The organism is Amycolatopsis sp. NPDC051102 (genome assembly GCF_040682815.1).
Lineage (GTDB): Bacteria > Actinomycetota > Actinomycetes > Mycobacteriales > Pseudonocardiaceae > Amycolatopsis.
Genome location: NZ_JBFBBT010000036.1, coordinates 53731 through 63857, shown reverse-complemented (window position 1 = coordinate 63857; position 10127 = coordinate 53731). Strand labels below are relative to the sequence as shown.

Sequence of the window (10127 nt, the reverse complement as noted above, 5' to 3'; positions counted from 1 at the left end):
TGGCGGGGGCTGCGCTGGCGGGGGCTGCGCTGGCGGGGGCTGCGCTGGCGGGGGCTGCGCTGGCGGGGGCTGCGCTGGCGGGGGCTGCGCTGGCGGGGGCTGCGCTGGCGCCGAGCCGGAGAGCCTCGCCACGCCGAAGCCGAGCCGCAGCTGCCAGGACACGCCAAGGCGCCGAGCTCAGCCGGGCTTACCGGCACCGGAGGCAGCGCAGACACACCGAAGGCCGCCGCGAACGGGGTTCGCAGCGGCCTTCCAAGTTCGCTCAGCGGATGCCGGCCGGTACCGCCACCGGGGTCGTGCTCGGTGCCGTCGAAACCGGGACCGGGTGCTGGGGTACCGCCATCTGGGCCGGGAGCAAGTTCGCCGGCTGCGGGGCCCCGCCGCCCGTCTCAGGTGCTCCGTCGCCGTCCGCCGATGTGCCCACCAGGGCCAGCGCGCTCAGCACCAGGCCCGAGACCACCACGCCCGCTCCCTGCGCCGCGCGGCGCTTGAAGCGGCCGCCGCCGAGGACGTTCGGGGACTGGCCCAGCGGGGCCGATGATCCCAACGGCGCCACACCGCCCAGGACGCCCGCGTTGCGCAGGCCCGCGACCCGGTCGGGGCGCTGGACCGCGACCAGCTGGCCGTCCGCCGTGATCGCCAGGTTGTCCGGGCTGCTCGGCAGCTCGGTGTGCTGCGGGATCGACTGCAGGCTCGCCAGGAACCCCGCCGACATCGACGGCGCGCCGGCGCGGCGGATCGTCTCGCCGGTCTGCCGCTGCGCGCGCACCTCGGCGGCGCACGCGGGACAGCGGGTGATGTGCGACGCCGCGCGCTCGCGGGCGCCGTGGGTCAGCTCGCCGTCCACGAACGCCACCACGACGTCCGGCAGCAGGTGCGACTCGGGAAGTGCCCAGCCTCGCGGTGCGGTCATACCGTCACCTTCGCAGACTGCGGTGCGTAAGCGCGGCGGCGCTCCAGCGAAGCGCGCAGCGCCTGACGTCCGCGGTGGATGCGGCTGCGGACAGTGCCCAGCTTGACGCCCAGGGTGGCGCCGATCTCCTCGTACGACAGCCCCTCGACGTCGCACAGCACGACGGCGGCGCGGAACTCCGGGGGCAGCTCGTCGAGCGCCGCCTGCAGGTCCGGGTCCAGGTGGGTGTCGGAGTAGACCTGCTCGGGGCTCGGGTCGTCGCCCACGATGCGGTCGGTGTCCTCGGGCAGGCCTTCCATCCGCACGCGCGAGCGGCGGCGGGCCATATCCAGGAACAGGTTGGTGGTGATCCGGTGCAGCCAGCCCTCGAACGTGCCGGGCTTGTAGGACGCCAGCGAGCGGAACACCCGGATGAAGGTCTCCTGCGTCAGGTCTTCGGCGTCGTGCGTGTTGCCGGTGAGACGGTAGGCGAGCCGGTAGACGCGGTCACCGTGTTCGCGCACGACCTCGTCCCAGGACGGCGGCGTCCAGGCCGCTTCGTCCAGGGTCACCGGCTGAGCCCCGGCGTCGGCAACGGCGTTCTGCATAGCGGGAGCAGGCACCTCCATCTGCGTATCTCCTGTCTGCTCCACCCAACGCGGGCCTTGGGCACGGTGTTCCCCGTGTGATCGGATTTCAGTCTCTCCGGGTTCCTTATGGTTCTAGTGAGACTGGACTGAGAGCAGGCTGAGAACTTCTTCCCGGGTGCTTACCAGGGAGCCTGCGCGGATTTATCGACAACCAACGCTAACCTCCGTGCGTGAACACGCCCACCCCTGCGGCCGCACCGGCCGATTCCGGGTTCGTCGACGGGTACCTGCCCGACGACGAGGTGCTGTCCGCGGCCCGCGCCAGGGCCGAGGACCTGGGCTGCACCCCGCTCAGCGCGGGTGCGGGCGCGACGCTGCGTTTCCTGGCCGCGACGCTGTGCGCGAAGGCGGTCGTCGAGGTGGGCACCGGCGCGGGCGTGAGCGGGCTGAGCCTGCTGCGCGGAATGGCACCCGACGGCGTGCTGACATCGATCGACGTCGAGCCGGAGTACCAGCGCGCGGCGCGCACGACGTTCCGCGAGGCCGGCTTCGCGCCGGGCCGCACGCGCCTGATCATCGGCCGCGCGCTGGACGTGCTGCAGCGGCTCACCCCGGGCGGCTACGACCTGGTGTTCGTCGACTCCGCGCACATCGAGTACCCGGGCTGCTACGAGCTGGGCGTGTCGTTGCTGCGGCGCGGCGGGATCATCGCGTTCCACAACGTGCTGGCGGGCGGCCGGGTGATCGACCCGTCGCACCGCGACCCGGAGACGCTGGCGCTGCGGGAGGTGGCGCGGGCGTTCCGGGAGGACGAACGCCTGGTCCCGGCCCTGCTCCCGGTGGGCGGCGGGCTGCTGGTCGGCGCGGCTACCTGACCTTTCCACAGGGTCCCTTGCCTGTGGACAACTCACTGTTCGCGGGCGGTTCCGTCGGTGGGGGCCGATAGGATGGACTTGGGGCAGCCCCCCAGGGAGCGGCGGGGGACGTCTGGTGGGGGTGGGGCGGCAGATGAAGCGCCCGCCCGCGGCCATCTTTGCCGGGTGAGGTGACGATCTTTGCCAGGTCAGGTGACGGAGCCTCAGCCCGCGTTCACCAGCTCCAGTCGTTCGGCTCGGACCCGCGTCCCGGCGCCCACCGCCGCCACCGCCAGCAGGAGCCACGCCGTCACCACCGCGATCAGCCATGGCCAGCCCGCGTGCCCGTACACCCACGCCCCGGCCGCTCCGCCGACGCTGCTGCCCAGGTAGTACGTCGCCGTGTACATGCCGCCGACCTGGCCGCGTGCGTTCTCCGGGGCGTCCGCTGCCGCCCAGCCGTTCGCCACCGCGTGGGCCGCGAAGAACGCGCACGTCAGCAGCAGGAATCCCGCGATCACCAGCGGCAACGAGTCCGGCAGCGTCAGCGCCGCGCCCGCCGCCGTCAGCACCAGTGCGCCCACCAGCGCCCCGCGGCGGCCCACCCGGGCCACCAGACGGCCGGCCGCCGCCGACGAGACCGAGCCCGTCGCATACGCCAGGAACACCAGGGACGCGATCGCCGGCGACAAATCGAGCGGGTGGCCCGTCAGCCGGAAGCCGGCCGCGTTGTAGAGGGCCACGAACGAGCCCATCGCCAGCAGCGCCACCGCGTACTGGGCCAGCAGGACCGGCTTGCTCAACGCCGTCAGAAGCCCACGTCCGACGCTGCCGGCGTGACCTGGCCGCCTTCCCGGCGGCAACGTCACCACCGTGACCGCCGAACACACCGCACCCACCGCCGCGACGACGAACAGCGCGCCGCGCCAGCCGAGCGGTCCTGCCGTGAATCCGCTCGCCAGCCTGCCGAGCATGCCGCCGACCGTGTTGCCCGCGATCATCGCGCCGACCGCCGCCGCGACGCCCGCCCGGCCGAGGCGTTCGGCCAGGTACGCCGCCGCCACCCCGGGGAATCCCGCGATCGCCACCCCCTGCAGCGCGCGCAGGACCAGCAGCGCCGGGTACGTCGGCATCAACGGCAGGAGCAGGCCGATCACGACCGACGCGATGACCGAGGTCAGGATCACCGGCCGCCGTCCGACCACCTCGGACAGCGCCGCGATCGGCAGGACGGCGATCGCGAGCGCGCCGGTCGCGACGCTGACCGCCAGCGCCGCGCCGCCGGGGTCCAGGTGGTACTGCGCGGCGAGCTGCGGCAGGACCGGCTGCGGCGCGTAGAGCAGGGCGAACGAAGAGATCCCGGCCGCGGCGACGGCGGTCTTGACTCGGCGGGTGGAGGTCACCACCTGAAAGTAAGCACCGCTAATCAATACGTCTAATGCGCGGACATGGCAGGATTGATGCGGTGACGTATGAATCGTTGTCGGCGCAGGTCGCGCCGCACCTGCCGTTGCTCGCCGCCCTGCGCGAGACGAGGAACGTCACACGCGCGGCCGAGCTGCTGGGCGTGCCGCAGCCCACCGTCAGCCGCCGGCTCGCCGCGCTGGCCGACGCGCTCGGTGCGCCGCTGACGGTCCCCGACGGCCGCGGCATCCGGCTGACGCGTGCGGCGGAACTGCTGGCCGAGGCGGCCGAACGCGGGATGGCAGCGGTCGACACCGGTGTCCGGCTGGCGCGCGAGGAGGTGTCGCCCGAATCCGGGCACGTCGTGCTGGGGTTCCTGCACCTGCTCGGGCGGTCGCTGGTGCCTTCGCTGCTGCGCGGATACCGGGCGCGGTACCCGGGGGTGCGGTTCACGCTGGTGCAGGGCTCACGGCAGGACATGGTCGACCGGCTGGCGGGCGGCGAGCTGGACCTGGCCCTGGTGGCGCCGCTGCCGGCCGTCCCGGCGCTGGCGTGTGCGGGGCTCGTCGACGAGGAGATCCTGCTGTCGGTCCCGGCGGGTCACCGGCTCGCGGGGCGGCAGTCGGTGGAGGTGGCGGAGCTGGCTTCGGAGGAGTTCGTGCTGCTGGAGCAGGGGTACGGGGTCCGGACGCTGACGGACGAGCTCTGCGCGGCGGCGGGTTTCACGCCGCGGATCGCGTTCGAGGGCCAGGAGTCGGACACCGTGCGCGGGCTGGTCGCGGCGGGGCTGGGGGTGGCGCTGCTGCCGCGGTTCGGGCCGGGCAGCCCGGCGGGAGTGGCGGAGGTGCCACTGTCGCCGCCGCCCTACCGGACGATCGGGCTGGTGTGGCGGGCGGACGAGCCGATGACGCCGGCAGTCGACGGCTTCCGCGAGCACGTCCTGGCGACGGCGAAGGGGTGACCCTGCCGCCTTCTCCCGACGGGTCGCCGCTCGAGCCGCTGGTGCTGGGGAATGTGGCTGCTTCCGGCGTTCAATGGGTACGCGCCTCCGACGGCCGCCGGGCGTTGTCCACAGGTCGGTTGGGCTGTGGACAACCTGCTGCTCAGGGCCGGTTTTGTGGGTGGGGGCCGATAGACTGGACTTGGGGACGCCCCCCGGAGAGGGCGGGGGAGTTTCCGGCGAGAGGTTGGCGGCCCATGGGCAGAGGCGGCCCCTCAGCTGCCGGCCCGCACAGCGAAACCAACTCCCGCGGCGCTCCGGCAACGGGCGCCCCTCCGGCGCCAGGATCGCCGACGCCCAGCCCCGGACGACGCGGTCAGCCGAGCGAAGCCGCCAGCTCCACCAACGTCCGCGCCGCGAAGCCCGTCGCTCCCGGGACCACCTCGTCGTAGTTCTTCTCCGACCGTGCCGGCCCCGCGATGTCCAAGTGCGCCCACGGGAGCCCAGCCGTGAACTCGCGCAGGAACAACGCCGCCGTTATGCCGCCCGGGCCGCCCGGGGTCTGGCGGACGTCGCCGAATTCGCCGCGGACGTTCTCCGCGTAGTCCTCCACCAGGGGCATCCGCCACCATGCCTCGCCCACGCGGGCGCCCGCCGAGATCACCGCCGCCGCCAGGGAAGAGTCCGATGCGAACAGCCCGCCCGTGCGCAGGCCCAGTGACACCTTCATCGCGCCCGTCAGCGTGGCCGCGTCCACCACGTAGTCCGGGGAAAACCGGCGGATTCCGTACGCCAGCGCGTCGGCCAGGACCATGCGGCCCTCCGCGTCCGTGTTGCCCACCTCGGTCGTCTTGCCGCCGTAGTGGCGGACGATGTCTCCCGGGCGGTACGCCGAACCCGACACGTGGTTCTCCGCGCACGGGACCAGCGCCGTCACCCGGACCGGGAGGCCCAGGGCCGCGATCGCTCGGGTTGCCGCGATGACCGCCGCGCCGCCCGCCATGTCCGTGCGCATCAGGTGCATGCCGTCGGCCGGCTTGATCGACAGGCCGCCCGTGTCGAACGTGATGCCCTTGCCCACCAGGAGCAGGTGGCGGGTGGCGCCCGCCGGCTTGTACGTCATCTCGATCAGCCGCGGCGGGCGGGCCGAACCGCCGCCGACCGCCAGGACGCCGCCGAAGCCCTCCGCCGCCAGCCACTTCTCGTCCCGCACCGTCACCTCGATGCGCGGGCCGGCCACGCGGGCCGCCGTGTCGGCCAGCCACGCCGGTGTCTTCACGTTGGACGGTGTGTTCGCCAGGTCGCGGGTCAGTGCCGTCGCCGCCGCCAGCGCCGCCGCCCGCTCGACCAGCTCCGGCACGGCCTGGTCCGCGGTGACCAGCCGGATCGTGCGCACGGACGGCTTCGGGTCCTCGGCGGTCACCTTGAACCGGTAGCCGCCGAGCAGCAGGCCCAGCACCAGCTCGGTCACGTGCTCGCCGGACGCCTCCTCGGGCAGCTCCAGCTGCACCGCACGGAACGCCTTACCGCCGTTCTCGACGTCCTCGGCGAGCGAAGCGTGCAGGGCACGGACCAGCGCCGCGCCCGTCTTGCGGTACTGCTTCGGCTCGCCGTCGCCCAGACCCGCGACCCAGCGCGGACCGGCGCCGGGCACCGTCTGGACGTCACCCGCCTTGCCGCTGATCCGGACGCCCTCGATCTCCAAGGGCTCGACGTCATCGTTGTCGGGAGCGGCCACCAACCGGGCCGTCGGGACGCCGCGGCGGAGCTCCTCCGCGACCTCGATGTCGAGCAGAGTAGCCGGAACGGGCGGTAGCGGATTACGCACAGTGAGCAACCTTCGGGCGCAGAGGAACCGCGACCCCGGCCTCCGAAGGGAGACCGGGGTGCGACGGAAGGACGGATCGAGGGAGTCGGCTCAGCCGGTGACCTCCGCCAAAGCGGCGCCGAGGTCCTTCGCTTCTTCCGCGGAGAGTTCGACGACGAGTCGCCCACCGCCCTCGAGCGGTACGCGCATCACGAGGCCCCGCCCCTCCTTAGTCACTTCGAGGGGACCATCTCCGGTCCGGGGCTTCATGGCCGCCATAGCGTGCTCCCTCCGTCTCAACCGGCGCGCCCGGGTCGCGCTCGCGTGAAAGCCAGCCGGGTCTGCTGTCCATTGTCCCTCATCAGCGGCCGGGCGCATCAGCGGAGGGGATCTTTTGCTGCGGTATCGGTGCTGGTATGCGGCCCGCGCGAGGTGAAAGACTCTCGGCCGACCGAAGTTTTCCGCGCAAGGAGAAGACGTGACCACATCCGACGTCCTGTTGACCGCCGACGCCGACGGGGTGCGCACCCTCACCCTCAACCGGCCGCAGGCGTACAACTCGCTGACCGTGGAGCTGAAGGAAGCACTGCTCGCGGCACTGCGCGAGGCGGCGGACGACAAGGGAGTCCGCGCGGTCGTGCTGACCGGTTCCGGCAAGGCGTTCTGCGCCGGGCAGGATCTGAAGGAGCACGTGGGACTGCTGCAAGCGGGTGACCCCGCCCCGCTACAGACCGTGAAGGAGCACTACAACCCGATCGTCAAGACGATCGTGGCAATGCCGAAACCGGTGATCGCGGCGGTCAACGGCACCGCCGCGGGTGCCGGGGCCGCCTTCGCCTACGCCAGTGACCTGCGGATCGCCGCCGAGTCGTCGTCGTTCCTGATGGCGTTCGCCAACGTCGGGCTCGGCCCGGACTCGGGCGCGTCCTGGACGCTGCAGCGGCTGGTCGGCTACGGCCGCGCCGCCGAGCTGATGCTGCTGGCGCGGACCGTCGACGCGGCCGAGGCGCTGCGGCTCGGCCTGGTCGGCGAGGTCGTGCCGGACGAGGAGCTCGCCGCGCGTGCCCAGCAGGTGGCGGCGAAGCTCGCGGCCGGCCCGACCGTGGCCTACGCGAAGATCAAGGGCGTGCTCAACCTGGCCGCGCAGTCGACCTTCGACGAAGCGCTCGACGCCGAAGACGCCGCCCAGACGGCGCTCGGCGGGACCGCCGACCACACCGAGGCCGTCGAGGCCTTCGTCGGCAAGCGCAAGCCGGCCTTCCAGGGCAAATGACGTCGTGAGTGGTTAGGCGAGTTAGAACTCGCCTAACCACTCACGACGCTCGGAAGCAGCCGGCGACGTGGTCGTCCACCATGCCGGTGGCCTGCATCAGCGCGTAGCAGGTCGTCGGGCCGAGGAAGACGAAGCCGCGCTTCTTCAGCTCCTTGGCCATCGCCTTGGACTCGTCGGTGATGGCCGGGACGTCGGCCATCGTCTTCGGGCGCCGGTGCGAAGCGGGCGCGAACGACCACAGCAGCTCGTCCAGCGGCGTGTCCAGGGTGGCGATCGCCTGCGCGTTCTTGATCGCGGCCAGGATCTTCGCCCGGTTCCGCACGATCGATGCGTCCTGCATCAGCCGCTCGACGTCGGCGTCGCCGAACTTCGCCACTTTCGCCGGCTTGAACTGCTTGAACGCCTTCCGGAAGCCCTCCCGCTTGCGCAGGATCGTGATCCACGACAGCCCCGATTGGAACGACTCGAGGCAGAGCCGCTCGTACAGCTCGTCCTGCCCGTGGAGCGGGACGCCCCACTCCGTGTCGTGGTACTCGACGTAGTCCGGGGCCGAATTGCCCCAGCTGCACCGCGCGACGCCGTCGGCGCCGGCCAGCTCACTCATCCGCGCTCCCACCCACCGAATAGCTCTCCGCGAACCGCGCGAACCGCCGCAGCGACTGGCGCACGCCCAGCGCGAACGCCGGCCGCACGACCGGCCAGCCGAGCCGGCCCAGCGGCCCGAACGGCAGCCGCAGGTGCTCGGCCCAGACGAACGTCGAGTGCGTGCCGCCCTTCGGCACCACCTGGAACACGCCGGTGCCCTGCACGAAACTGCCGAGGTGCCGGACGCCGCACCGCACCGGCGGCTCCCAGCTGGTGATCTCCATGGTGTCGGTGAAGCCGATGCCGGCGACGCCGGTGAACGCCGACAACCGCGAGCCGACGCTGCGGCCGTTGCCCTCGACGACCTCGACCTCGGTGCCGAGCATCCACTCGCCCTGGCGCGTCCAGTCGGTCAGCGCGAGCCAGGTCGTCCCGGCCGGGGCGCGGACGTCGACCGAGAGGATCAGGTCCGTCACTGGGCGCCTTCCGGCGAGCTCTCCCGCTCCTGCTCGCGCTGCTCCAGTTCGGCGACGCGGGCGCGCAGCTCGTCGAGCTCGGCGCCGAGCCGCCGCATCACCCAGTCGACCTCGGACATCTTGTAGCCGCGCAGCACCATCTGGAACCGGACCTCGGCCATGTCCTCGCCGGTGATGTCCTCGGCGGGCAGCCGCGTCGGCGAGCTGCCGGGCGGCAGCGGGGCCAGCTCCTCACCCCGGCCGAAGACCACCGCGGCGAGCAGGAACACCACGGCGGCCACCAGCAGCATGACTACGAGGTAGATCAGCGCGGTCGTCACGCGACGATCGTGGCATACCCACCCCAGGATCGTCTCGCGAGCACGACGAGCCGGACGGAAAGCAGCACCCAGGCGACCATCAGCAGGACGCACGGAACGCTCAGGAACAGCCGCGAGACGTCGACGAGGCCGGTCGAGCCGATCACCAGCCCCACCGAGGCCAGGTTGATGCCGACGGCCAGCGCGATCAGCGCGCCGCAGAACCGGGCGAGCCGGACGGCGTCGAGCCGGCGTGACAGCCACCGGATGCCGAGCAGGGCGATCACGCCGATCACCGGCACGACGAACACGGCCCCGTGCGTGGCGTGCGCGATCACGCGGTACCACTCGGGCGTCGGGGTGGACAGCCTCGTCCACTCGCCGAAGGTGAGGATCCGCGCGTAGTCCCACGCGATCTGCATCGCCGGGACGCCGAGCACGAGCTTCCACAGCGTCCGGACGCCGCTGAGCATGCCGAGCTCGGCCTGGTAGTCGCGGGCGACGACGGCCGCGGGGCCGAAGTCGGCGACCGCCCGGCGCTGCGCGTCCTCGTCGCTCCAGCCGCCCGCGCGGTAGGCGTCGGCGGCGTCGTGCAGGCCGTCACGGGCCTCTTCGAGCAGGTCGGCCTTGAACTTGCCGCAGCCGTGCAGCCGGCGGTCCAGCTCCCCCAGGTACTCGTCGATCATGCGCCCAGCACTCCCCCGATGACCGCGGTGAACTCCCGCCACTCGGTGCGCTCGGCGGCCAGGGCCTGCTCGCCGGAGCGGGTGAGCCGGTACGTGCGGCGCTTGCGGCCGGACACGACGTCCCATTCGCTGGCCAGCCAGCCGGCCCGCTCGAGCCGGCGCAGCGCCGGGTACACGGTGCCGGTGGGCAGGTCGAGCGCGCCGTCGCTGCGCAGCTGGAGCGCCTCGATGATCGCGTAGCCGTGCAGTTTCCGGCCGTCGAGCACGGCCAGCAGCAACGCGTCGAGGTGTCCGCGCAGGGTGTCCGCCTTCATGAGTACG

Annotated in this window: 13 protein-coding genes; 3 read left to right on the top strand and 10 right to left on the bottom strand. The window is 72.5% G+C overall.

Annotation, left to right across the window (positions count from 1 at the left end; all coding sequences use genetic code 11):
* Window positions 1-262 precede the first annotated feature (262 nt).
* Together AB0M93_RS46620 and sigE are read right to left on the bottom strand one after the other, a co-directional pair.
* Entirely contained in the window at window positions 263-913 is a 651-nt protein-coding gene (locus tag AB0M93_RS46620; RefSeq protein ID WP_364287252.1) for a zf-HC2 domain-containing protein, read from the bottom strand.
* A complete protein-coding gene (gene sigE / locus AB0M93_RS46615; protein WP_091304385.1) occupies window positions 910-1521 on the bottom strand; it encodes an RNA polymerase sigma factor SigE in 612 nt (203 codons plus the stop codon). Before sigE ends, AB0M93_RS46620 begins: the two co-directional genes overlap by 4 nt.
* Before the next feature lie 191 nt (window positions 1522-1712).
* On the opposite strand from sigE, the gene AB0M93_RS46610 reads away from it, so the two are divergent.
* The gene (locus AB0M93_RS46610) at window positions 1713-2357 is read left to right on the top strand and encodes an O-methyltransferase (protein ID WP_354822563.1); all 645 of its coding nucleotides are present in this window, start codon (window positions 1713-1715) and stop codon (window positions 2355-2357) included.
* Between the two features lie 203 nt (window positions 2358-2560).
* Here the strand turns inward: AB0M93_RS46610 and AB0M93_RS46605 are convergent, their stop codons facing one another.
* A complete protein-coding gene (locus AB0M93_RS46605) occupies window positions 2561-3739 on the bottom strand; it encodes an MFS transporter (protein WP_364287248.1) in 1179 nt (392 codons plus the stop codon).
* A gap of 62 nt (window positions 3740-3801) precedes the next feature.
* On the opposite strand from AB0M93_RS46605, the gene AB0M93_RS46600 reads away from it, so the two are divergent.
* A complete protein-coding gene (locus tag AB0M93_RS46600; protein WP_364287245.1) occupies window positions 3802-4701 on the top strand; it encodes a LysR family transcriptional regulator in 900 nt (299 codons plus the stop codon).
* 355 nt (window positions 4702-5056) lie between these two features.
* Here AB0M93_RS46600 and AB0M93_RS46595 read toward each other — a convergent pair whose 3' ends face one another.
* Window positions 5057-6508 carry a M17 family metallopeptidase gene (locus AB0M93_RS46595; protein ID WP_364287242.1) on the bottom strand — a complete coding sequence of 484 codons (1452 nt, stop codon included), beginning with the start codon at window positions 6506-6508 and terminating at the stop codon, window positions 5057-5059.
* Between the two features lie 90 nt (window positions 6509-6598).
* Window positions 6599-6766, bottom strand: coding sequence for a DUF3117 domain-containing protein (locus AB0M93_RS46590; RefSeq protein WP_013222969.1), 168 nt, complete (start codon window positions 6764-6766; stop codon window positions 6599-6601).
* Between the two features lie 199 nt (window positions 6767-6965).
* Between AB0M93_RS46590 and AB0M93_RS46585 the strand changes: the two genes are divergently transcribed.
* Entirely contained in the window at window positions 6966-7760 is a 795-nt protein-coding gene (locus tag AB0M93_RS46585; RefSeq protein ID WP_364287239.1) for an enoyl-CoA hydratase-related protein, read from the top strand.
* A 40-nt stretch (window positions 7761-7800) separates the two neighbouring features.
* On the opposite strand, the gene AB0M93_RS46580 is transcribed toward AB0M93_RS46585, so the two are convergent.
* The 5 genes from AB0M93_RS46580 to AB0M93_RS46560 are packed head-to-tail and all read right to left on the bottom strand — an operon-like array spanning window position 7801 to window position 10120.
* Entirely contained in the window at window positions 7801-8364 is a 564-nt protein-coding gene (locus AB0M93_RS46580; protein ID WP_364287236.1) for a DNA-3-methyladenine glycosylase I, read from the bottom strand.
* Window positions 8357-8821, bottom strand: a complete 465-nt coding sequence (locus AB0M93_RS46575) for an SRPBCC family protein (RefSeq protein WP_364287233.1) — start codon at window positions 8819-8821, stop codon at window positions 8357-8359. The genes AB0M93_RS46580 and AB0M93_RS46575 overlap by 8 nt, the downstream gene beginning before the upstream one ends.
* Window positions 8818-9141: a DivIVA domain-containing protein gene (locus AB0M93_RS46570; protein WP_364287230.1), complete on the bottom strand. Its 324-nt coding sequence runs from the start codon at window positions 9139-9141 to the stop codon at window positions 8818-8820. Before AB0M93_RS46570 ends, AB0M93_RS46575 begins: the two co-directional genes overlap by 4 nt.
* Window positions 9138-9806, bottom strand: a complete 669-nt coding sequence (locus tag AB0M93_RS46565) for a permease prefix domain 1-containing protein (protein ID WP_364287227.1) — start codon at window positions 9804-9806, stop codon at window positions 9138-9140. The genes AB0M93_RS46570 and AB0M93_RS46565 overlap by 4 nt, the downstream gene beginning before the upstream one ends.
* The gene (locus AB0M93_RS46560; protein WP_285988430.1) at window positions 9803-10120 is read right to left on the bottom strand and encodes a helix-turn-helix transcriptional regulator; all 318 of its coding nucleotides are present in this window, start codon (window positions 10118-10120) and stop codon (window positions 9803-9805) included. The genes AB0M93_RS46565 and AB0M93_RS46560 overlap by 4 nt, the downstream gene beginning before the upstream one ends.
* Window positions 10121-10127: the final 7 nt, after the last annotated feature.